The 24,861-nt window shown below is 39.2% G+C and carries 20 protein-coding genes; 7 read left to right on the forward strand and 13 right to left on the reverse strand.

What is annotated here, in order from left to right; all coding sequences use genetic code 11:
• Positions 1-138: 138 nt before the first annotated feature.
• Complete coding sequence (locus tag QMA08_RS13605) at positions 139-402, forward strand: accessory factor UbiK family protein (protein WP_002959905.1); 264 nt, start codon at positions 139-141, stop codon at positions 400-402.
• A gap of 217 nt (positions 403-619) precedes the next feature.
• Here QMA08_RS13605 and QMA08_RS13610 read toward each other — a convergent pair whose 3' ends face one another.
• From QMA08_RS13610 to ilvG, 8 genes are all read right to left on the reverse strand, one after another.
• On the reverse strand, positions 620-1,264 hold the full coding sequence (locus QMA08_RS13610; RefSeq protein ID WP_290174727.1) for an NAD(P)H-binding protein: 645 nt from the start codon (positions 1,262-1,264) through the stop codon (positions 620-622).
• Between the two features lie 4 nt (positions 1,265-1,268).
• Positions 1,269-1,931 carry a carbonate dehydratase gene (gene can, locus QMA08_RS13615; protein ID WP_039485938.1) on the reverse strand — a complete coding sequence of 221 codons (663 nt, stop codon included), beginning with the start codon at positions 1,929-1,931 and terminating at the stop codon, positions 1,269-1,271.
• A 29-nt stretch (positions 1,932-1,960) separates the two neighbouring features.
• Entirely contained in the window at positions 1,961-3,136 is a 1,176-nt protein-coding gene (locus QMA08_RS13620; protein ID WP_290174728.1) for a methyltransferase, read from the reverse strand.
• Positions 3,137-3,196: 60 nt separating this feature from the next.
• A complete protein-coding gene (locus QMA08_RS13625) occupies positions 3,197-4,231 on the reverse strand; it encodes an ABC transporter substrate-binding protein (protein ID WP_290174729.1) in 1,035 nt (344 codons plus the stop codon).
• A 97-nt stretch (positions 4,232-4,328) separates the two neighbouring features.
• Positions 4,329-5,882 carry a threonine ammonia-lyase, biosynthetic gene (ilvA, locus tag QMA08_RS13630; RefSeq protein ID WP_039485942.1) on the reverse strand — a complete coding sequence of 518 codons (1,554 nt, stop codon included), beginning with the start codon at positions 5,880-5,882 and terminating at the stop codon, positions 4,329-4,331.
• A 2-nt stretch (positions 5,883-5,884) separates the two neighbouring features.
• The gene (ilvD, locus tag QMA08_RS13635) at positions 5,885-7,741 is read right to left on the reverse strand and encodes a dihydroxy-acid dehydratase (RefSeq protein WP_182712163.1); all 1,857 of its coding nucleotides are present in this window, start codon (positions 7,739-7,741) and stop codon (positions 5,885-5,887) included.
• A 103-nt stretch (positions 7,742-7,844) separates the two neighbouring features.
• On the reverse strand, positions 7,845-8,090 hold the full coding sequence (gene ilvM / locus QMA08_RS13640; RefSeq protein WP_002959893.1) for an acetolactate synthase 2 small subunit: 246 nt from the start codon (positions 8,088-8,090) through the stop codon (positions 7,845-7,847).
• Positions 8,087-9,736, reverse strand: a complete 1,650-nt coding sequence (gene ilvG, locus QMA08_RS13645; RefSeq protein ID WP_002959891.1) for an acetolactate synthase 2 catalytic subunit — start codon at positions 9,734-9,736, stop codon at positions 8,087-8,089. Before ilvG ends, ilvM begins: the two co-directional genes overlap by 4 nt.
• Positions 9,737-10,276: 540 nt before the next feature.
• Here ilvG and QMA08_RS13650 point away from each other — a divergent pair.
• The 6 genes from QMA08_RS13650 (at position 10,277) to QMA08_RS13675 (ending at position 17,335) form a co-directional block, all read left to right on the forward strand.
• Positions 10,277-11,947, forward strand: a complete 1,671-nt coding sequence (locus QMA08_RS13650; protein ID WP_290174730.1) for a phosphoethanolamine--lipid A transferase — start codon at positions 10,277-10,279, stop codon at positions 11,945-11,947.
• Complete coding sequence (locus tag QMA08_RS13655; RefSeq protein ID WP_007582120.1) at positions 11,944-12,315, forward strand: diacylglycerol kinase; 372 nt, start codon at positions 11,944-11,946, stop codon at positions 12,313-12,315. The genes QMA08_RS13650 and QMA08_RS13655 overlap by 4 nt, the downstream gene beginning before the upstream one ends.
• Positions 12,306-14,252 (forward strand): LTA synthase family protein, encoded by a 1,947-nt coding sequence (locus QMA08_RS13660; RefSeq protein WP_290174731.1) that lies wholly within the window; start codon positions 12,306-12,308, stop codon positions 14,250-14,252. The genes QMA08_RS13655 and QMA08_RS13660 overlap by 10 nt, the downstream gene beginning before the upstream one ends.
• Positions 14,253-14,315: 63 nt before the next feature.
• A complete protein-coding gene (locus QMA08_RS13665) occupies positions 14,316-14,990 on the forward strand; it encodes a response regulator transcription factor (RefSeq protein ID WP_290174732.1) in 675 nt (224 codons plus the stop codon).
• Complete coding sequence (locus QMA08_RS13670; RefSeq protein WP_290174733.1) at positions 14,971-16,413, forward strand: HAMP domain-containing sensor histidine kinase; 1,443 nt, start codon at positions 14,971-14,973, stop codon at positions 16,411-16,413. The genes QMA08_RS13665 and QMA08_RS13670 overlap by 20 nt, the downstream gene beginning before the upstream one ends.
• 43 nt (positions 16,414-16,456) lie before the next feature.
• Positions 16,457-17,335, forward strand: a complete 879-nt coding sequence (locus QMA08_RS13675; protein WP_033038531.1) for a TraB/GumN family protein — start codon at positions 16,457-16,459, stop codon at positions 17,333-17,335.
• Between the two features lie 47 nt (positions 17,336-17,382).
• On the opposite strand, the gene QMA08_RS13680 is transcribed toward QMA08_RS13675, so the two are convergent.
• The 5 genes from QMA08_RS13680 to QMA08_RS13700 form a co-directional block, all read right to left on the reverse strand.
• On the reverse strand, positions 17,383-18,792 hold the full coding sequence (locus tag QMA08_RS13680) for an ATP-binding cassette domain-containing protein (RefSeq protein WP_290174734.1): 1,410 nt from the start codon (positions 18,790-18,792) through the stop codon (positions 17,383-17,385).
• A 76-nt stretch (positions 18,793-18,868) separates the two neighbouring features.
• Positions 18,869-20,599, reverse strand: a complete 1,731-nt coding sequence (locus tag QMA08_RS13685; RefSeq protein ID WP_290174735.1) for a response regulator — start codon at positions 20,597-20,599, stop codon at positions 18,869-18,871.
• Positions 20,600-20,731: 132 nt separating this feature from the next.
• Positions 20,732-23,065, reverse strand: a complete 2,334-nt coding sequence (locus tag QMA08_RS13690) for a fatty acid cis/trans isomerase (RefSeq protein ID WP_149602010.1) — start codon at positions 23,063-23,065, stop codon at positions 20,732-20,734.
• Positions 23,062-23,427: a hypothetical protein gene (locus tag QMA08_RS13695; protein WP_197122112.1), complete on the reverse strand. Its 366-nt coding sequence runs from the start codon at positions 23,425-23,427 to the stop codon at positions 23,062-23,064. The genes QMA08_RS13690 and QMA08_RS13695 overlap by 4 nt, the downstream gene beginning before the upstream one ends.
• A gap of 88 nt (positions 23,428-23,515) precedes the next feature.
• Positions 23,516-24,310, reverse strand: a complete 795-nt coding sequence (locus QMA08_RS13700; RefSeq protein ID WP_290174736.1) for a VOC family protein — start codon at positions 24,308-24,310, stop codon at positions 23,516-23,518.
• Positions 24,311-24,861 lie beyond the last annotated feature (551 nt).

Below are 24,861 nucleotides of genomic sequence, written 5' to 3' on the forward strand. Positions count from 1 at the left end.
CGCGCAATTTTAACGTAACCATTACAGCGAGCATAGCAATTGCCTTAATTAATTAAGGTAAAGATGATCATGTGTTAAATACCGTGGGTATAAGGTAATATTAGTTATTATCATTTAGGCAATGCCGAAGGGACAAATATGATCAACCCAGCAAAACTTGAAGAAATTGCTAAGCAAATTACTAGCAATATGCCGCAAGGTGTAAAAAACCTAGCAGACACACTCGAAGGTAAAACAAAGCAAGTTCTACAAAACAAGCTTGCTGAGATGGACTTTGTGAGCCGTGAAGAATTTGATGTGCAAAGCCAAGTACTTATTCGTACTCGCGAAAAGTTAACCGAACTTGAAGCTAAAGTTTCATTGCTTGAGCAACAACTTAGCGCTAAAACTGACGCTGAATAATTATACCAATTGCATTAAATTAGTGTTCTATTATAGCGATAAGAAAATAGCTCAATAACAAGGCTAAAATTATGGTACATAGTTGTTCTATATAAATAATTTTTAACGTAGTTAGTGAGTTATTTAATACGCTAAAATGATCATTTTTTTAATAAAATTGGTATTAATTTAATGTACAAAAAAGGCAGCTTAGGCTGCCTTTTGCGTTTTACTCAGTTTATTCAAATAGCTCATCAAGTACATAATAAGACAACTTAGCCCGCTGAGCTAAACTCACACTCAGCATTTTTTGCGCAACTTGCTCGCCAGTTATTGGTTTGTAACGCTTTAAAAACGCAAATCGTGTAATAACAGGAAAAATAATACTGCCTATCTTTTCTGCCACTCTAAATTGCTCACGATCACCTAATAATAAAGATGGTTGTAAAATACTTATTTTATCAAAAGGGAGTGCTTTAATATGTTGCTCAAGCTCTCCCTTCATTTTCAAATAAGCACTATTACTGTGTGTATTTGCCCCGCTTGATGACACTAAGCAATAATGCGTAACGCCATTACATGCCGCTAACTGCGCCGCTATAAACTGATAATCAAAATCTACTTTACGCTGAGCGTGTATCGAGCCCGCTCGTTTACGGGTTGTGCCCAAACACGAAAACAATACATCACCTTTAAAAAGCTCAACATATTGAGTTAATTTTTCAAAATCAATAACGTGATTAACTAGCTTTGCATGTGTGACAGGCAGAGCTCGACGGCTTAACGTAACTACTTTTGTATAACGATCGCTATTAAGTAACTTATGGAGCAACTCATTACCGACCAAGCCTGTAGCACCTATTAACACCGCCGTTTTAGTCATGGATTTATTTATTTTCACCCACTTTTTTAAGTACGTACTGTACTGCTTTTTTGTAGCTTTGTGTTTCTTCACTCGCGCACGTTACTACAGATTCTAAATCATGAAGATGGCCGTTTTCTAAACCATAAACCCAACCATGAACGCTTAGTTCTTGGCCTCGCTCCCAGGCATCTTGCACAATGTTAGTACGACACACATTACGTACTTGCTCAATTACATTTAGCTCAATAAGGCGGCTTAAACGTTCGCTTTCTGGCATTGCGTCAAGTTGTTCAAGATGCTTTTCTTTTACATCTCCTACATGGCGTAGCCAATTATCAATAAAGCCAAATTTAGCATTGTTTAAAACGGCTTGTACGCCACCACAACCATAGTGACCTACTACCATTATATGTTTTACTTTTAAAACCTCTACAGCGTACTGCATAACCGATAAGCAGTTATGGTCAGTGTGTACAACCACGTTAGCAACGTTACGATGTACAAATAATTCGCCTGGTAATAAATCAACTATTTGATTTGCAGGTACACGAGAGTCTGAACAACCAATCCATAAATACTCTGGATTTTGTTGCATAGATAAAATTTTAAAAAACTCAGGGTCTGCTTCACTTGTACGAGCAGCCCAACGTTTGTTGTTATCGAATAAATTTTTTAACTTTCTCATTGCATCTCTTATTAAGTCAGGACGGAAATTTAATGGACATTAGCAAGAATCAAAATATTACGAGGCGTTAACTGCTTTTCACAAAACGTTTTAACGCTTACTTGATAACCTTGCTGTTGCAAATATAAAGCACGATCGAGCACAAGCCAAACTTCAATTGCCCTTCTGAACACATGTCGAACCAGTTCAACTCGATCAGTTATTTTTTTTCGAGCCACCCCAACCTCTAAATACTTAATATAATCAGTATCTTGATGTAATTTTAATGCCTTTTTATCTGCAGCCCATGCACAAAACGATTTAAACGAATCTGAGAATATAGCTTTGTTGACCGAAGGTACGCTTACGTAATATTGCTCGCCAGTGATCGACTTTCTTAGTGCATCAAAACCAAGTCGCCACTCAAGTTCTGTTTTACGTACTTTTTCCAGACGAGAAGGCGCTGTCACAGTTTCTTGTAATGCGAGCTTTAAATCACGATGCGTTAGATTAAGCTCACTTTTATTTGCATCCTCACTCATTGCACGGTACTCATTAGCCGTGAATAAATGGTAGCAACAAGGTGAAAAGCTAATTTGCTGTACTTTCGCTAAACTTGCTTGGCGCATAAATGCTTGGTGTAAGCCACCGCATGCGTGAAGTGCTACAGCATGCATATCTGTATTAAAAAATTGAGTGATATCGTCTTTTAATACATCGGCTTGGCTAAAGTGCATTGCTAAGCCTTGTTGCTGTGCACTTTTTTGTCCTTGCTCGCATAAGCTTTGTTGCAGTTCAATACTATGCACATTACTTGCGCCATTAAACGCAAGCATTCGACCTAAGTGCCCTTTACCCGCGCACCACTCTAAAACAGGTTGCTTGGTATTAGGTAGTGCAGATACAAAATCTTGTAACTGTGCAAACTTACGACCTTTAATGCCGTTACTTATCCAAAATGGATAATCAGCTTGAGAGTGGGCCGAGCTAGGTAACTCACATAACTTTGCAAGTTCATCAAGTTGGCTTATATGTTGGCTAAAAAATTGGTATAGCTGGTTTTGATCGTTATCAAGAACGCTTACCTGATCATCAGTTAGTTCGCTAAGTATGCCTTGTAGCTCTGGCCAAGGTATAGTGTCAAAATCAAATGCAGTGCACTGCCAATACTGACGATGATGCATTAAAAGTGAATCAAGTGTTAAAAATTGCTCAGCTAAAGTCATAACAGCTTAAAAAATAAAAAAGACAATTAATTATATCAGCTTCGTGAATTACCTAAGCAGTTAATTTTTACTAAAAATCAGCCGTAAATACAAAGGTATTGAAATAATACTTACCAAAATAGCTGCCATGAGCATCCACGATAACTGCATCTTTTTAGGTTCTTGATATTTATAAATAAAGTGAGATTTCACTTCGTCAAATTCGTTTTGCGGTATGCCATATAAGTCCGCAATTAAGCGCCACTTTGCTATCGACATATGTCCTAAACTGGTGGTGGGTGGGGTTATATAACTTTTTAGTACTTCAGCCTCAAAAGCGAGCTGATAAAAGCTTTTACCCGGTGCATAGTTTTGCTGGGTGACTGCAATGGCTTCATCCATGTTCATCATTGCATAACGCCACCCTTTTAGGCTCGCTTGGTAGAATTTTTCGACCGTTTGAGGATTTTTCTTAAGCATGTTTTCGCTGGTAAATAAAATGTCGCTATATACATCCATACCATAACGCTGTGGGCAAACAAGTCGATGAGCAACGCCTTGTTGAGTCATATAATAAGGCTCTGTAGTAACATACACTTGCATAGCATCTAGCTTGTTTTCAATCCAAGCCTGGCCTGGATTTTCGCCATCGTAAACTTTGAGTTTATCCACATCAACGCCACTGCGTTTAAGCATAATAAGTAGTTCAGTGCCATCATTTTTGCTTACCGCAGTGATACGTTTATTAACAAAGTCACGTGGATGAAAAATATCAGACGTGTCTTTAACCATCCAGCAGTAAGGTGAAAATTGCAATAAGGCAGCCATAGCAACAAGAGGTTGGCCATTTATACGTTGCTGTAAAATACCAGAATGCCCTACTCCAAATTGTGCTTCGCCACTGGCGACAGGAGCAAAGGTATCAGGTTTCATTGGATTAGCTTGTTTAATGGTTACATCAAGGCCCGCTTCATTATAAAAGCCTTTTTGCTTTGCCATATAGTAGCCAGCAAACTGAAACTGATGTGTCCATTTTAGCTGTAATGTGACTGATTCTTGCGCCGCGATATGGCTACAAAAAAAGCACAATCCAATGATTAATCCTTTAACTAGCAACTAGGTGTCCTCAAAAAGTATGACGATTACCTGTAACTATATGTAAAACGTGTAATAAAGCAAGCACCCTAGTTAGGTGCCTGCCTATAAAGAAGGACTATACTGAGGCGAGTTTTTCGGCTTTTTCTGCTTGCGGCTTTGATGTTAAGAATTGGCTAAAGCACGGATTTTGTGTTTCATCTTGTACACTGTAACCTAAACGGTTTAAGTGCTCGTTAAACATCTCATACTGACTCGGCTCAATAGCAAAACCTGCCAGTACATTCCCCATCGAACCACCGTGATTACGATAATGAAATAAGGTAATGTTCCAATTACTACCTAAAGTATCTAAAAAGCGTGCAAGCGCACCTGGATACTCCGGAAATTCAAAGCGAAGTAAGCGCTCATGTAATTGCTCGGGTGCTTTTCCGCCAACCATATAGCGCACATGTAATTTAGCGAGTTCGTTATCCGACAGATCGCAAAATTGGTAATCATTATTTGTTAAGTCTTGCTTTAGCTCATTAAGCTCTTGCTCGCCTTGGCGCAGGGCAATACCTACAAATATTTGTGCTTCACCAGGTCCTGCATAACGATAGTTAAACTCAGTAATAGCACGGCCACCTAAAGAAGCACAAAACTGTTTAAAGCTGCCTTTTTCTTCTTTAATAGTAACCGCTAATAACGCTTCGTTTTTTTCACCCAGCGCAGTGCGCTCTGCAACATAACGCAGGCGATCAAAGTTTAAATTAGCACCGGATAAAACAGCCGCTAAATGTAACCCTTTTAAACCAGACTGCTGGCTCCACTTTTTAAGCCCTGCCGTTGCAAGTGCACCTGAAGGCTCTGCTATTGCACGGGTAGATACAAAAATATCCTGCATGGCAGCACATATTTCGTCGCTGGTGACGGTTATAACTTCATCACAAAACTTTTGCGCTAAGCGAAATGTTTCAGTGCCAATAATTTTAACCGCTACGCCATCAGCAAAACTACCAACGCGCTCAAGCTCTACCGGTTTACCTGCTTTAAGTGCCGCTTGTAAACATGCACTTTCGTCGGCTTCTACACCAATTACTTTTATATCTGGACGCAGCGATTTGATATAAACCGCCATCCCAGCAAGTAAACCGCCGCCGCCAACAGGAATAAACACCGCATCAAGCTCGTTTAATTGCTGCATGAGCTCACGTGCTACAGTACCTTGACCAACAATGACGTCTGGGTCATCAAATGGTGGAACAAATATACCGTTTCGTTGCTCTGTAAGCTCAAGCGCATGTGCTTTTGCGGCATCAAAATGATGCCCATGTAGCACAACTTCACCGCCAAGCGCACGTACCGCACTTACTTTTATTTCAGGCGTTGTTACTGGCATTACAATTGTGGCTTGATGCCCTAAGTGAGAAGCACTTAGTGCAACCCCTTGAGCATGATTACCCGCTGAAGCAGTGATAACCACTGAGCCTTTAGGTAATTTATTTAATTTGTTATACGCACCGCGTAATTTAAATGAATACACGGGCTGTTGGTCTTCACGCTTTAACCAAACATGGTTACCTAATTTAGCACCAAGCTCAGCCATTTCGCTGACCTCGGTAACTTTAGCCAAAGGCTCCATGTTTGCTTGAATAATAGCGCGAAAATAATCGAGCTCTTGAGAGACCATAATTAACTAAGCGCCTCCAATTTAGCTAAGTCACGCACTGCGCCTTTATCAGCACTTGTTGCAAGTAATGCATAGGCTTTTAAGGCAGACGATACATAGCGCTCACGATCAACTGGTTTGTACGCCAGTTTTCCGCGTGCTAATTGTTTTTGTTTACGTGCATCAAGCTCTTCATCACTTAACGCTAACGTAATTTCACGGGTTGCGATATCAATAATGATTTTGTCGCCATTTTCAACATAAGCAATTGCACCACCACTTGCCGCCTCTGGTGATACATGACCAATTGATAAACCCGAAGTACCACCCGAAAAGCGACCATCAGTAATAAGTGCACATTTTTCAGCTAGGCCTTTTGATTTCAAGTAGCTAGTTGGATATAGCATTTCTTGCATACCTGGACCGCCTCTAGGGCCTTCGTAACGAATAACCACGATATCACCGGCTTTTACTTCATCGTTTAAAATACCTTCTACAGAATCATCTTGTGACTCGTACACGACTGCAGTACCTTCAAAATGTAGCATTTCATCAACAACGCCAGCGCTTTTAACAATACAGCCATCAACTGCTAAATTACCCGAAAGTACAGCTAAGCCACCATCTTGACGAAAAGCGTGTTCGACACTTCGGATACACCCATTAACACGGTCATTATCGCCCTCGTCCCAACGACACTCTTGGCTCATTGCTTTAGTGGTACGAATGCCCGCAGGGCCAGCACGGTAAAATTTGCGCGCTGCTTCGTTAGTAGGATCTGTTGCATCCCATTTTTTAACGAGCTCAGCCATAGTTGACCCAGCAACATGATTAACTGACATATCAACTAAGCCTGCTTTGCCAAGTTCACGTACGATTGCCATCATGCCGCCTGCGCGGTGCACATCTTCAATGTGATATTCAGGTGTCGCTGGTGCAACTTTACATAAAAATGGTGTTTTACGAGAGAGCGCATCAATGTGCGACATATCAAAATCAACGCCCGCTTCTTGCGCTGCAGCAAGCAAATGCAATACCGTATTTGACGAGCCACCCATTGCAATATCAACAACCATTGCATTCATAAAGGCTGTTTTGTTAGCAATAGCACGTGGCAATACATCTTGATTATCTTTTTGATAATACTCACGACATAAATCAACAATACGAGCCCCCGCTTCAACATAAAGTTGTTTACGGTCTTTATGAGTCGCAAGCGTCGTGCCGTTACCCGGAAGTGCTAAACCAATCGCTTCTAGCAGACAGTTCATTGAGTTTGCAGTAAACATGCCTGAACACGAGCCACATGTTGGACACGCAGAGCGCTCTACTTGCTCTGAATCTGCATCACTTACCGATTCATCAGCGCCTTTAACCATGGCATCTACTAAATCAAGTTTAATATCGATGTTAGCAAGCTTAGTTTTACCTGCTTCCATTGGACCGCCTGATACAAATATTACCGGAATATTTAAGCGTAGTGCTGCAAGCATCATTCCTGGAGTAATTTTGTCGCAGTTTGAAATACAAATCATCGCATCAGCACAATGACCATTTACCATATACTCAACCGAGTCAGCAATTAAGTCGCGCGAAGGCAGCGAATAAAGCATGCCGCCGTGACCCATTGCAATACCATCATCAATCGCAATAGTATTAAATTCTTTAGGGACGCCACCGGCTTGTGTAATGGTTTCAGCCATAAGTTCACTTAGCTGATTAAGGTGAACATGCCCTGGTACAAATTGTGTAAACGAGTTAACTACGGCAATAATCGGCTTACCAAAATCGGTGTCGGTCATACCTGTTGCGCGCCATAATGCACGAGCGCCTGCGCGTTTACGCCCTTCAGTTGTTGTTGCACTTCTTAATTTAGCCATAGTTACCTCAGTTTTTGCCGCAAAATAAGCGGGCATTCCTCATTCTAAAATTGGTGAGTAACCGAGTGATTCAGTTACTCGTAAATTGTTTTTCAGTTCGTAATTACACAGCCTGTTGTTGCTGTAAATTTTGTAAAGTGACTTCTTTTACATCCACCAGCTTATTTAACTGGCTGGTTAAAAGGTGAATTGGTTTATCACTATCTACCGTCATGTCTACATTATAAAAACCATCGTCCATATTGAGCTGAAAATGCGTAAGGTCAAAACCACGATGACGCACCACTCGTAAAAAGCGCTCTACCGCTATACTTTGGCTTTTTAATGCAATAGTTAGGCTATGTTTCATTTTGCTTTCTCCGTCATCATTTCGTCGTTAGCAGCCCCAGGTGGTACAAGCGGCCAAACATTTTCTTTATCATCAATACAGGCATGTACTATGTACGGACCTTTACTGTTAACTAATGCAGTTATCGCATCATCAACTTGGTTAGCGTGAGTAATTGTTTGCCCTGGGATACCAAATACAGCAGCTAATTGCACAAAGTCTGGGTTATCCGACAGATTAGTTTCAGAATAACGCCCTTCAAAAAATAGTTCTTGCCATTGGCGAACCATCCCTAAACGCTGGTTATCTAAAATTAATATTTTTACAGGTAAATTGTTACGACGAATAGTGGCCAATTCTTGAATATTCATCATTATAGAACCATCGCCCGATACAGTGATAACAAAGTCATCAGGGCGTGCTACTTGCGCGCCAATAGCCGCAGGTAGACCAAAGCCCATTGTGCCTGCGCCACCACTGCTTAAATGATTACTCGGATGAGTAAACTTCATGTGTTGTGCTACCCACATTTGGTGCTGACCAACATCGCAGCACACAACCCCTGTTTTTGGCATGCGTTGGCTTAGTTGGTTTAATAAGTACGGTGCAAAAACCTTCTCACCTGGGTAGTCGTAACGCCACGCATGCTTAATATTCATTTCTTTATTTGTGTCACACCAAGCTTTAGGTGTTACAAAGCACTCAAGTGCGGGTAACGACGTTTTTAAATCGGCAATTAATGAAGCTTTAGCAGGTTTTCGCTTACCAACTTCAGCAGCATCTATATCTAAATGGATTACTTTAGCTTTAGCTGCAAATTTAGCTAAGTTGCCTGTTACGCGGTCATCAAAGCGTGCCCCTATACATACAAGTACATCACATTCTTGCACGGCAATATTAGCGGCTTGACCACCATGCATACCCAACATACCTAAGTAATGTTCGTAATCTGGTAATACACTGCCTAATGCTTTTAGTGTTGATACAGCTGGCATCTGAGTTTTATTTAAAAATTGCATTAGCTCGTCTTGCGCATCAGCGGCTTGTACACCACCACCTACATACGCTACAGGCTGTTTAGCCTCACTCAACAATTGATTAGCAATAGCAACTTGCTTTAAATCTAACTCTGGTAAGTATTCATCAGCGGCTAGCCAAGGTTTAAAAGGGACTTGCGCCATTTGAATATCTTTTGGGATATCGACAAGTACGGGACCTGGGCGGCCGCTTTGCGCTAAATGAATTGCTTCTTGTAATATCTCTGCTAAGTCTTCAGCTCGTTCTACCATGTAGCTGTGCTTAGTACACGAAAGCGACATACCTAGTACATCTATTTCTTGAAACGCATCTGAACCAATAGCTGCAGTAGGCACTTGGCCGGTGATCGCTAACAACGGAACTGAGTCCATCATCGCATCAGCAAGAGCGGTTATTAAATTAGTTGCACCTGGGCCAGATGTTGCAAAACATACGCCTAATTTACGTGTGCTACGAGCATAACCAACAGCTGCAAACCCTGCACCTTGCTCATGGCGAGTTAGGTAGTGTTTGACTGGCGCGCCATACAGCGCATCGTAAATTGGCATAATAGCTCCGCCTGGGTAGCCAAATACTTCATTTACGCCGTGTTTGGCCAATAAGTCGATTGTTAGTTCTGCGCCTGTCATTAATAAACCCTCATTCCTCAGTGACAACCCAATTACAAATTTTACCCTTAAAACTAAAAAGCCCTCCGAACGGTTAAGTGCGGAGGGCTTTTTTAATGCTTAAGTTTTTAAAGCACTACGAAGCCCTCGCGGGAATAATCACCACGATAATAATCAGGACTAGGTTAAGTGCGTTTGTAAGCATGTAATTAATACCAAATTTTGTTCAATTATCGCGAAGGTTATTCCTTCGCTCTCTTTTTATATTAGTACCGCGCTAGGCCCTTTAAGTCAACACCAAAGTTAATCTAACAAAAAGACTAAAAGGCAATTTATCAGGTTTTAAAATTCATTATACAAGCTGGTAGTGGTTTTTTTATGCTCTAATTTTAACCTCAGAAATTCACTATTCTTATATCCCTTATTTAAGGTTTGATTAATTTTTGAGAATATTTTTATAAATAAAATTATTTATCACCTTCAGGTAATGCGTAGGTTCTCTTAAGCGACTCTTAAGTGTTGTTGCATAGCATGGCGTTGTTATTTTAAACGAGCCTAAATATGAACATAACTAGCCAAACACCAGCACAAAAAAAGCCAAATCGTAGTAAGCGGTTTTACATTCACTGTAGTGCAAATGCCTTTGTAGTGATGATTGCCTGTTATTACTGTCTAGTTATAAACATTCCTTTTATTCAAGGTTCGTTTAGCGCCATCACCTCCCTTGCATCTTTTTCATGGCTATTTTTACTTTCAGTGCCACTGCTGTTGTTATGCCTTTTAATTATTTTCTTTTCAATAGTATCGGTTAGGTGGTTACTAAAACCAATTAACTACCTTTTACTGATAATTTCGAGTGCCGTACTTTACGGCTCATTAAATTACGGCGTCGTGTTTGACTATTCAATGATTCAAAACACGTTCGAAACAGACTCAAGTGAAGCGCTGAGCTATTTAAATCCTCAGCTCATAGGCTTTCTACTACTGTTTTGTGCGCTACCTGTTTTTATATTAAGCAAAGTAAAAATACACTTTACCCGTCCTCACCAAGAAGCAATTAGTCGTATAAAACTTATTGTAGCGTGCTGCTCATTAATTGCTTTAGTGGTCGTAAACTTTTACGCCGACTACGCAGCCACTGGCCGCAATAACCGCATTTTGAAAAAAGAACTCATCCCATTTCAGTATCTCTCTAGCGGTTATAAATATATGCGCGATCAGCTGCTGTATACCAATATGGAATTTAAAAACATAGATGCAGCACCTACCCTAATTGCGCCTAATACCACCAGCGTAACAGTTATAGTTGTTGGCGAAACCGCACGAGCAGAAAACTTTGCTTATCAAGGTTATAAGCGCAACACCAACCCTTATACACAAAAGTATAATGTGACGTATTTTAATAATGTGGCGTCTTGTGGCACCGCTACTGCAGTGTCTGTGCCGTGTATGTTTTCACTGCAAACACAAGATAACTTTGATCGATTAGCAGCCGACAACCAACAAAACCTGATTGATTTAGCACAACAAGCTGGCAGCGACGTACTGTGGGTTGATAACAACAGCGGCTGTAAAAACGTATGCACCCGTGTTGTTAACATTGATATCCCAATCACCCCATCAGCGCTTTGCGATGGAAAATATTGTTTTGATGAAGCACTGCTTGCTCCACTTAAGCGCAAACTAGCTAATTTAAACCAAGCTAATACCGTTATCGTCCTACACATGATGGGCTCACACGGACCAACCTACTTTAAACGCTACCCAGAAAAATTTAAGCAATTTACGCCCACGTGCGACAGAAGCGACATTCAAAACTGCTCACTCGATGAATTAGTTAATACCTACGACAACACAATTGCGTACAGCGACTTTGTTAACGCCCAGGTAATTGAGCAATTAAAAGCGCTGCCAAACAACATAGATAAGCAGTTTTTATATGTCTCTGATCATGGTGAATCACTTGGCGAAGCCGGTGCTTATTTACATGGTTTTCCGTATAGCTTTGCACCTAGCACACAAACGCACGTTCCTCTTTATATGTGGGCTGATGAGCATAATCAGCGCATTACTAATACCTGTTTAGCTAATCTAGACACCCGCGCTGCACGCTCACACAACAATATTTTTCACACCCTTTTAAATTTAATTGGCATTAAAAGCAAAACGTATCAGGCATCACTTGATTTACTTGCTAACTGCCAAACAACACCAAGCGAAATAAAACTATGAGTAATAAAACCGTTATAAAACGCCAAGGCTTAATGCGCCTTATTTTTACCTTAAGCCATTCTTTTAACGGCTTAAAATGGATGAGTCGATTTGAAGCGGCGTTTCAACAAGAGCTAGCACTGTTTTCATTACTCGGTGTGTTTGTGTGGCTACAAGAAATTGCACTAAGGGATAAATTACTGCTTATAGCTAGCCTGCTTTTTGTATTGTTTGCTGAGCTGGTAAATACGGCAGTTGAGGTTGTAGTTGATAGAATTGGCAGTGAATACCATGAGCTTTCGGGGCTAGCTAAAGATATAGCCTCTGCAAGCGTGTTTATAGCTATGCTAATTGCCGCTCTTATTTGGTGGGCTGTTTTATGGGCATAAAGCTAACTTTTATACCTAAAATACAAAATGCACTTGGCCCTGTATGGATTTTTGTTGTATTTGCTGTTTTGGCACTTAGCTTTTTAACACTTGCTCGCTTTGGATTAAGTGTATGGCAAGGGGAGCGTGTATTTGGATCGCATGCGTGGTTATCTATATTTATAGGTGGTTTAAGAGTTGATATAGCCACTCTAAGCTACATTATTATGCCCGCATTACTACTTACTTTACTGATGCAAAGCGTAGGGTGGCAAAATAAAGTACGCGGCCTCATTAAAATTTATTTAGTGACGATGTCTGCTTTACTTGTTTTTTTTGAAGTGATTACGCCTACGTTTATAAACGAGTACGATTTACGCCCAAACCGCTTATTTATAGAATATTTAATTTACCCTAAAGAAGTCTCAAAAATGATTTTTTCAGGCTATAAGTTAGAAGTATTTATTGCTGTTATAGCACTTATTTTAAGCTGTAAATTTGCAAGTAAAATATTTAGCAATCAATGGCAAAGCAAGTCATCACTAACAGGTTTAAATCAATCAATTTTAGCGCTTGTTTTAGTATGCTTAACTATTTTTGGCGCCCGCAACTCATTAGGACACAGACCACTTAACCCCGCCATGGTCTCGTTTTCTACTGATCACTTACTTAACGACTTAACCCTTAACTCCCTTTATAGCGTCGCATTTGCAGTTAAGCAACTTTCTAATGAGCAATCAAGCCAAGACTATTATGGCAAAATGCCCACCGATGAATTGCTTAGTATTGTGCGCAGTAACATGCAAAACACGCAAGCCGCATTTAGTGATGTAACCGCCCCTACAAAAACGTTTCATGGCGCAAGTAATACAGGTAAACCCAAAAATCTAGTCATTATTTTACAAGAAAGTTTAGGTGCTCGTTATGTAGGCACGCTTGGCGGTTTACCACTTACACCTAATATAGACACCCTTTATAAACAAGGCTGGGGGTTTGATAATTTATACGCCACGGGCACACGTTCAGTACGTGGAATTGAGGCAGTAATTACAGGATTTACACCAACGCCTTCGCGTGCAGTTGTTAAGCTTGATAAATCACAACGTGACTTTTTTACCATTGCTGACTTTTTAGCGAAGCAAAATTACAACACGCAGTTCATTTATGGTGGCGAAAGCCATTTTGATAACATGCGCAGCTTCTTTTTAGGCAACGGTTTTAAAAGTATCGTAGATACAAATAACTTTAAAAAAATAGACTTTAATGGCTCGTGGGGCGCATCAGACGAAGACTTGTACGACCAAGCCGACATAGAACTTACTAAGCTTAAAAATCAAAACAAACCCTTTTTTAGCCTTATATTTTCAAGCTCTAATCATAGCCCGTATGACTTTCCTGACGATAAAATAACGCTGTACGATAAACAAAAACAAACCCGTAATAATGCTGCCAAGTATGCCGATTACGCACTAGGCACCTTTATCGAAAAAGCTAAAAAATCGAGCTACTGGGATGATACTGTATTTATAGTTATTGCCGATCACGACTCGCGCGTATCGGGTTCAAATTTAGTACCGGTGGATCACTTTAAAATTCCGGCCGTTATTTTTGGAAAAGGTATTACCCATAAACGAGATAGCCAACTAGCCAGCCAGCTCGATATTCCTGTTACTCTACTGTCTTTAATTGGCGCAAGTGGTAAGCACCCAATGATAGGTCATGATTTATCAAAGCCAATTAGCGACAACAAACAACGCGCAATGATGCAATACGACAAAAACTTTGCCTACATGCACGATAATAAAGTGGTGGTGTTACAACCACAAAAACCAGCAACAACCTATACGTATAGCAATAACCAGCTTGTACCATGTGAAAATGATGAGCAACTAGTTAGAAAAGCCCTAGCCCACGCGAACTTGGGTAATTTAGCCTACACAAATGGTTGGTATCATTAACCAAGTGACTTGATAATAAAGCCTTGTTAAAGTAACAAGGCTATTTTTATAAACCGAGTAAACATGAAAATCCTCGTTATTGAAGACTCTGAAGCACTAAGACGCAGCTTGCAAGTTGGCCTTAGCAACCTTGGTTTTACCGTAGATGAAACTGGTGATGGCTCAGAAGGGCTGAGTATGGCACTGAGTGGAAACTACGACCTCCTCGTACTTGATTTAATGCTACCGAGCGTTGATGGCATGAGTATTTTACAAGCACTGCGCAGCAGTAATAGCCAAAGCCGTGTGCTAATTTTATCGGCACGAAGTGAGCCTCAAGATAAAATTAACGGCCTTATGAAAGGCGCTGACGATTATTTAACTAAGCCATTTTCGTTTGAAGAACTCCATGCTCGTGTCCTTGCATTACTTCGTCGTGGTTCACTGCAAAACCAACAAAATACCCTAACCGTAGGTGATTGCGTATTAGATCTCTCCCTTAAAACTCTTCACTACAAGCAACATGCTATTGCGCTCACGCGTAATGAATACAAAATAATAGAATGCTTATTTAACGCCCCAGAGCGAGTATTGGGGCTTGAACTTATAAGTGAAGCGGTGGTAGGTCAGTTTGATATGCTCTCTAAAAATGCGCTTGAAGCACACATCTCAACTATACGTAAAAAAGTAAGACAGTTTGATGGCGAGCTCCCGATAAAAAATAAACGTGGATTTGGTTATGTCGCAACAACAAAATAAAAATCACTCAATAAAACGTAAACTCGTTAATAATATTAGCGCTGTGATCTCAGTTATTTTGTTCACCATATTTTTAACCGTTGATTTAAGTGTTGATACTTGGGTGGAAGATCAGTTCAATCAGTCTTTAACTAATAAAGCTAACTACTTAAAAACCTTAGTTGAAGATGACAACAACGTGGTTGAATTTGATTTTGCTGGTGAGTTTATGTCGGAATATGAAGCAGCCGATGCCACGGAGTTTTACCAATTATGGCATGGCCGTGATGTGTTTGAGCGCTCGGACTCATTAGCGCTTTATGAAAATGCTAACCTGCCTTTTTTAGAAATGCCGATAAACGAATCTAAAATTATAGATTACGAGCTTCCTAACGGGCGTGATGGTCGCGCACTTATAAGTCACTTTGTAGCCCAAAAAGATGATAGAAACCCCACTCACTCTGCTGTTTTTAATACCATGACGCTTGCAATTGCAGCGCCCACCTCTGAGCTTAATAAAGTACTGATTATTATTGATGTGGTCTTTATTTTAACCTGTGTACTTGGTGTGTTTGGTGTGCGCTATTTAGTGACACGTATTGTAAATAAAGGCCTGCACCCTCTACACAATTTAAACGACCAAATTAAGTTACTCGATATTACCGGTGTTGCGCAAACAATAGAAAGCGACTTTAAAGTAGAAGAAATAGAACCCATACGTAACGAGCTAAATAAGTTTATTACCGTTAATCAGCAACTCTATAGTAATGAAAAACGCCTAACAAGCGACATTGCACACGAGCTAAAAACCCCAATAGCTGAACTCATAAGCCTCTCAGAGGTGGCTATTCGCTACCCTGACGATAAACGTATTAGCGACACCTATACAAGTGATGTACTTAGTATTTCACAGCGTATGAAAACGATTGTTAACAACCTCTTATTATTGCAGCGCTCAAGTAGTAGTGCTATGCAATTGAATGCGCAAAATATCACTCTAAATAACTTAGTAAATCAAATTATTGATGAGCTGACCTTTAAGCATCCAAGTATCAAAATGCGTTTAAATAACGAAATAAGTGGCGAACTTACGCTTAATGTTGACGAATTTAGTTTAAATACCATTTTATGTAACTTAATCGATAACGCACTATTTTATGGACTCCCTGAGGCACCAATTAAATTAACTGCCGTAAATAACAGCACAAACATGAGCATCTCTGTTAGTAACAAAGTAAATAAACCACTAAGTGATGAACAGCTAACTGCTATTTTTGACCCACTCTATCAGCTAGATTCATCTAGAACTAATAATCAGCGCCATGGTTTAGGATTATCAATTGTACAGAGCTTATGTAACTTAAATGGCTTTACTATTACGGCCAGTAATACCGAAAACAATACGTTAACGTTTATATTAACGTTACCTCTGAAGTACATTTAGGTTAGTATTTACACTACTAATTTTGAGATTTTAAGGACAAACCATGAATGCTCTTACTCGTATTAGCCACTTTTTTATTGTGGCGTTACTTATAACATTTAGCCTGAACAGCTATGCAGCTCCTGCCTTATATAAAATAGAAAAAAATGGCGTCAGTTCTTACCTATTTGGCACTGTACACGTTGGTGATGCCAGCATGAAAGGCTTACCTAAAAATGTAACCGATGCAATTAGTGCAAGCAAAGAAGTGATTGTTGAAGTTGATATAAGCAAACTTACTCCACTTGAAATGCAACAGCGCTCAATGCCATTTATGATGCTAAGTGACGGTAAAACACTGCAAACTGAGCTTTCAAAGCAAAATTATACCAAGCTAAAAGATTACTTTGCTAAAAAGTCGATTGATATTGCTATGTTTAATGGCTTAAAGCCTTGGGCTGTTATGGTGACTATGATGCAAATTGAATTTCAAAATGCAGGATATTCAGATAAAACCGGCATAGACAAGCAAGTGCTTAGTTATGCTAAAGAGCATAATATTAAAATTGGCGAGCTTGAAACCCTAGAGCAACAACTACAAATGTTTGATGGTATGGCGCTATTAAGCAATGAAATGATTGAAGAAACCTTTGAGCAACTAGCCGATATTAATACTTACTTTATCAAGTTAGTTAATGCATGGAAAAGCGGTGACATGGACACACTAACCGATTACTACAACATGAGTTTTGATGACAGTAATTACGGTGAAATTAGCGAGCAAGTAATGCTAACTAACCGCAATAATAATTGGGTTAAACAACTCACACCGCGTTTAGCAAACGAGCAGCTATTTATTGCTGTAGGCGCTCTGCATTTACCTGAAAAACACGGGTTACTTAAACAGCTTCGAGATAAAGGCTTTAGCGTTACTCGTCTTTAAAATAAAAATGGGTTGAGTGAATTCTCGCTCAACCTTTCTCTAAGCTTTTAATGAAAGTCTTCCATTTTTAAGTAATTCTCTATTCCTTTAATTTTGTCTGCCGCATGATGATTTACATAAATCACAGTACTTGTATTGGCAGCACAAATTTTCTCTATTAGTAGCAGTACACGCTGCCTGTTTGCTTCATCTAAGCCTAAGCAAGGCTCATCTAAAATAAGTAACGTTGGATGTTTTACCATAGCCCGCACAATTAATAACATACGCTGATCGCCGTACGATAGCTGGGTGAATGAGGTGTTTTGCTTGTCACTTAAACCAATAAATGCCAGCCACTGCTTAGCAATATTAATTTGTGCGTCGCTCGGTTTTTGATATAAACCTATGCTGTCGTAAAATCCTGAAATAACAGTATTTAAAGCCGATATACTTACGCGGTAATCCATATGTAGCGCGTTAGATATAAAACCAATATGCTGTTTTATATCCCAAATACTCTCCCCGGTTCCGCGTTTAAAACCGAACACTTCAATGTCATTGTTATAACACTGTGGGTTATCACCTGTTATTAAATTTAATAAGCATGTTTTGCCTGAACCGTTCGCTCCACTAAGCTGCCAATGCTGATGCTTTTTTATAGTCCAATTGAGATTTTTGAATATGCTTACATTACTGTAACTAACTTTAGCATTACTCAATTTAACTAAGGTATTACCGGTGAATGCCTTTTGCTCTTGTTCGGTATCAGGAGATGGCACATCCAATGAGGTATGTTCTAAATGAAGTAGTTTTAGTAAATCACTCAATTGCTCACTGTCTGGCTTTGCCAAAGTATGTAACAAGCAACCTTGGTTTACATAGCCATAGTGAGTAATGAATAAAGGGATTTCGTCTAGGCGGTTTAGTACAAAAACAAAAGTAATATTTTGGCTAAGCTCTATGAGTATTTTATTAAGCTGCTGGCAAGATTGTACGTCGAGTCCATGAAATGGCTCATCAAGCACGACTAACTCACTATGGGAGCTGAGTGCTTTTATAAGTAGGAGTTTACGAGTTTCACCCGTTGAAAGGTCTCTAAAATGCCTATTTAGTAATGAGCTAAATTTAAATAATTCTATTAGCTGCGCTAATAACTCATCATTATTACTATGCCCTGTAAAAATAAGGTCTTTAACGAGGGAGTGCTTTTCATGCTCTAATTCTTGAGCTAGTAACTGTTTATGTGAATCTGAAGACACGAGCATAAGCTTATTAATACTACTTATACGCTTACCACTTTCGCACTTAGCCTCACCGATTAACGCAGCTGTCAGAGCAGATTTACCGGCTCCATTAGCACCTAAAAGTAACCAATGTTCTGCTAGATTCACTTGCCAATCTAGGTTGCATATGTCGTAACGACTTTTGCCTTGTCCTTGTAAGTAACCATTAAATTGCTCAAGCGTAATTGACTGCACTAACTTTTCCTAATAAACCTTAAAACAGCAAGTTAACGTATATTAAAAGTGCTTAGCAAGCTTGTTATCTGCAAAATTAATTTATTTCACTAACAACGCTAATACTATTTAATGCGTCTTTAATTGCTTGCTGGCTTATTGGCTTATGAATATGGAGGTTAGCTCCGTATTCATAAACTCGCTCTATATCATTTTGTGAGGTATTTGCTGTTATAACAATAATTGGCATTACTTTATTAAGATCGGAACGTATTTTTTTAATAGCCTCAAACCCATCCATTACTGGCATGTTTAAGTCCATAAAAACAATATCGTACTGATTTTCACTCACCATATCACACGCGACTTTACCATTTTCTGCGCAATCATAGCTTAAACCTAATAAGCTAAGTATGCGGGTTAATAACATAGTGTTTAATGGGTTATCTTCAACGACTAAACACGTTAGCTTGTCGTTTACTTTAAGAGGTGTTGGGAGGGCTTTACTTATTGTCACTGGTAAATACAAAGACACCAAAGCACCATGAGTTTTATTATTTGTAAAAGTAATTTCACCATGCAGTGCTTTTACAACGTATTGAACCCGGGTTAGGCCTGTTCTCAACCCTTGAAAGTGATTAGTTTGTTTAAATGAGTCAAATTCAAGACTGGTAATCTTCTTCGAAAAGCCACTGCCAGTGTCACTCACTGTTAAATGAAATTCATCATTTAAAAGCTTAGCTGAAACAGTAATTTCACCTTTTTGTGTAAACTTAATTGCATTACTAATTAATTCTGTAAGTGTGTGCTGCAAACGTTGATGATCCAATTTACATACACAATTTAACGATTCATCTAAAGAGCTAACTAGTTTTAGGCCTTTTTGCTTACACGCATGCTTGTAAGCTATTACTACTTTATTACACGACTCTAAAAGGTTTTCGTCATTTAAATGCGGTACCCATTTACCTGCACTTAAAGCCTGCAAGTCTTGTAATTCATCTAATATGGCTATTAACCTAAGCGCGCAATAGTTAGCTTGGGTTTTAACGCTTTGCTGTTTATCAGAAACCTCTAGCTCCTCAATAGACGTAATAAGTCCCTGCAAAGGTGTTCTAAATTCGTGACTAGCTCTGGCAATAAAATGTTCTTTATTTTGACTTGTTTGATAAACAAAATCTTTTTGTTTTTGTAGCTCTAAAAGCGTGTCTGAAACCTCTTTTTCCATTGGTATAAAAACAAACCTTAACTCAATAAGTAATAATGTCATTGCCAATAACCAGCATAGTATCTCTAGGTTGGCGACCCAATTTACTTTTTTAACAGCTTGAGATTCAAATAAGCTCACTGCCTTATCAAGCTTTGTTAATAACGTTTCAACATGCTTTATAGAAAATACTGAGTGGTTTATCTCTCCTTGCTGATACAAAAGCCGCTCTGTTTGTTCTATATAGTCAAATACCGCTTTATCTAACCCAATCGTTTCACCAAAATATAAGTCTACTAACGCTGGATTTAAGTAAATGTATTCGTCATCAGAGTTTTTAGTTAATAATATTTGATGGGACTTTTTAAATGTATTGAGGGACTTTTCAAGTGACTCAGTATGAGCGGGCGAGTAATTACTGATGTTAAGCATAGCATTACTGTGCCAAGCAATTTTCTGTGAGAGCATACGCTGGCTACCAGCGATGTTAATAATTTTTGCATCAAACTTTTGAACAGAAAAACTATGCTGCATTAATAAAGCAGAGCCACTTATTAATAGCGCTATTGCAATTAGTGCCCATCGGTAACGTGTTCTCACGCTTTTAATAATATTGAACATGTATAAACCAGTTTTTTTATATAAGTGTAGACTAATTTTTTAAAACGAAGAATCAGTCAAAATAATTAAGCGAATTATTAATACCCAATAAAAAAGCCCAGCATCAAGCTGGGCCATAGTAGTAAAATTATATTAGCGATTCTCTAATCGATTATAATCGAACATTCCATATTCTATCCCACGATACTTTTTAGCTGTATCGTGCAATATATCGCTGTATTGCCAAAACTGTGGATGAGTACGTCGAATACCAAACTTAGATTTCAAAGCACCATAATCGGCTTCTATTTGCATCATAGGCAATTGCTCGGCAAAAGCATTTACTTGCTGCTCGTTATTTAAATACCAAATAGCTGCTGGGTAATCACCGATAAAGCCAGGAACAATCGTTGCGGTATCTTCATCATAAGCACGTTGACCATCTTCGTTTAGTAAACTAGAAATATTGTAGTGCGCATTATGGTGAATAATAGTGTAGCCCTTATGACTATTATCTTTTTGCTTTACAAGTACAAAAGAAAGCTGAGGTAACAAGTTTACCGCTTTTGCTGGCATATTACTTACTACATTTAACGGCTTTGGTACTTCAGTGTAGTTGTATCTTTCACTTAAAACTGGCGCTAAGGCTTCTTTCATCAAAGTATATAGCTCATGCTGTGGATCATCTGTTACATAGTTAATACCACTGGGCTGGCTAAATTCTCGGTTACTTTTAAAGAACTTAGATAAGTCAGGTGGTGAATTACGATACCACTGCTTTTTGATTTGATTACGTTTAGCCTCAGGTAACAATGCTAAAAAGTTTTGCTCTCCCTCTAAACGTAAAAAATCCATATATAGGCGTGTCACTAATTGGTGGCCTATATTTCCGTACACATCAAAGCCTGCTACAAGCAAATAGTGAATACGCTCAAACAAAGCATAATCTAATATCCACGTGGTTTTAGGCTCTTGACCAATAAAACCTTTAACTACAGTTGCACTATCAAAATGGCGGAAAATAGTTAGTGCTGCATTTTTATTATGCCCATCACCTTTCCATAGTAAGTCTGTTGTAAGGTGCTCACCACCTTTGAACATTTTGTTAGCAAGCTCAACTTTCGCCTGTAAATACTTTTTCTCGCGAACTGAATATTTAACCCAGCTAGAAATGGGTAAGGCATTACTTTCCTCAGCGGCAGGAAGTTCTAATGCCTCTTCATGTTGCATTAGCATTTCCCCTACAGCCGGAGTCGCTACTTTATTAGGATCAGCAAAAGCCACCCAAAAATGATCGTTTATAACATTTAAAGCAATCTGACCACGACAAACAGGCCCTTTTATAAAGCCCATAATAATTAACTCTGCCTCATCAAGCATAAATTGATACTTAGAATTAATTGGAATAACTTCGAAAGTTTTAAAAGGGTTAGATGCTGCCTTAGCCTCATAACTAGGCATTTTCGTAACAGTATAATCTGGCGCAATAAACTGCTCATATAAACGCAGTAATTTAGCTTCATTAAGCTCAAGAGGTAAATGTGTTTTAGAAAGTATGGTTGTACGCTCTTGCATAAAACGATAATAAACACGGCTAACTTTAGGGTCATCGTATGGGCGGCGCGTGTTAATTAACTTTATTTCCTCACCAGGAGGCGTACTTGAGCGAACTAATTTGAAAAAGCTTTGTGGGTTTTCTGAAGTAAAATAAATATGTGCTAAAAACCAATGCTCATAAATATACCGTGCTGATAACTGATACTTTAAGCTATCTTGATTTAAAAATGCTTCCCAGCCTGCTATTTTATTCTGATCATACTTACTTGGTGGCTGAATATGTGACATTTTACCACCACCTTTAAGCCAGTTCTGTAAATGATTAAACTCTTCACGCGAAACACCAGGTAAACCATAAGGCATGCCGCCATGAGGTTGATCACTTGCCAATCGATCGAACTCCCCCATTGTTGCGCAGGTTTGCGAACGCGCTAACGAAAAGTCAAACTCATCACCTAACACTTCATTTACTGGCAATTCATGGCTTTGCTTTAACACTAAGCTATTAAATAACACACTGCCCGCTAAGTTAGCTTCTTCACTTTGCACGCGCTCATTTAGCACTGGCGTAAAGTTTTTTTCTCGCCATTGCTGAGTATTAGTTGCATCAAATAATAAACGGCTTGGGGTCGTAGCCAATAAACGAGTTCCATCGTAAACAAGCTCTTTACTCAACCCCCGGTCAATACCTTCAGGGGATGAGAGCTTAAGCTGGCAAGGTGCGTCGTAACAACCATGACAAACGACGCAGCGGGTATCGAGTACTGGTTTTACATTTTGTAAAAAATCAGCACCAGCACCTGTTGTATGAGGCACCATTCTCTCTTGTGTTTGTTCAGGTCCAAAAAGATCATCGTAGTGAGCATTTCCCAAATATGCACAACCGCTTAAAATAATGAGTACTATCGTACTTATTAGTATTTTTCTCATTCGTCGTCCTCATCACCTAAATCAAAGGTGGGCATCATATCCATTTGAGGAGAAACGAATGTATTCTGACCTTCAGTATTCAAAACAATACTTAAAAGAGGACCATGCGTTAATGTTATCTGCGCATCGTGCTCTTGATCTAATATAGCTAGGTACAAAGAATTAGTTATAAGCAACTCATAACCGCTAACAGTAATAGCGACACTGCTATCTTCACTTGGGTTCTGGCAAATTTGAGCAAGTAACTCATCATCAAGTCCAATTGATATTTCAAAATCAGGCTGCTCTAAGTCTCTATTACTTAATGATTCATCTAATAGAAATAAAGGGAGGGTTAAATTACTATCTTGTTCAAATTCCATTGCGTTCTCTGCACTTTCTGACGATTTAATTGACGAGTATTATATCAAACTAGCGAGCAAATTAACGCTAAAGCTAATTTAACTGTGTTTAAACGTCATCCATAACAGATTCGATCACCGAAAATACAGCACCTTGAGGGTCGCATATAACACTAAAACGACCAACATCGGGGATATCTGTTGCAGGAACACATACTTGTCCACCTAAGCTAGCGGCTTTACTAACAATTACATCGCAACTCTCTACTGCAAAATAAATCATCCAATGAGCAGGGGTATCATCAGGCCATTCACTTGTCATTTCAAGCATACCGGCAATTGGTTGTCCATCGACTAAAAATAAAATGTAGTCCATCCCTTCCATAGGCTTTATTTCGCTTTCCCAGCCTAGTAAAGCACAGTAAAAGTCTCGACTTACTTTACTATCTCTTGTTGCTAACTCATGCCAATAAGGCGTATTTAATTCACCTAAGTGCTTACAACCTTTATGCTCATTCCCCTGCCATAGTGCAACAGTTGCGCCTACTGGATCTTTTAGCATAAGCATGCGACCTGCATTCATAACATCATGAGGGCCGGCAATAACTTCAGCACCCAGTTTTTTTGCTTTTAGCGCACAATCATCAACATTATCGACGGCAATGTAAGCCAACCAATGACTTGGGATACCTGCACTAATTTGCTCTTTAGGCATTTCGTACATTGCAGCGATATCATCACCTTGCTTTTGTAGCATGGTGTAGTATATGTTCTCTCCAATAGGTTGATCGTCATGCCCCCAATCAAATAAAGATGTATAAAACGCCTTACCGTCTTTCCAATTGTGTGTACAAAGCTCTGACCAACAAAAAATACCATGCGGATGGTTTTCAACTTTACTCATGATTAAGCCCTTATTATTCTAATTTCACCTAAACGAACTCTGTCACATTTTATAGACGAAATAATGGAACAGACTATAAATTGAGATTAGAGCAATAACTAAGCAGAGTCGATAAAAGAAGGGCAAAAATTCGTTATTCAGTTGTTTCATATTTGAGGTTTTTAACGCAGTCAGGGTCAGATTTAACCTCTCAAATGGATTAAATATTATTGCTGATTGATATAAATGATTTACTAAGAAGTCCTTCGCTCTAGAGGAATCCCTAAATTACTTTTCTGCAGACGTAAAAAAGCCCGACTATTTCTAGTCGGGCTCTCTACAATTTGAAGTCTGGTACTGTCGTAGTGCCCACAGCGGTAGAAAGCCACAGTGAAATGCTACACTATCTTTGTGTCGCGATATGAGTGTGCATTAATTGCGCACATTTTACTTTTCTGCAGACGTAAAAAAGCCCGACTATTTCTAGTCGGGCTCTCTACAATTTGAAGCCTGGTAATGTCCTACTTTCACATAGCAAATGCTACACTATCATCGGCGCTGTTTCGTTTCAC

This window comes from Pseudoalteromonas sp. APC 3355, from assembly GCF_030407615.1.
Taxonomy (GTDB): domain Bacteria; phylum Pseudomonadota; class Gammaproteobacteria; order Enterobacterales; family Alteromonadaceae; genus Pseudoalteromonas; species Pseudoalteromonas distincta.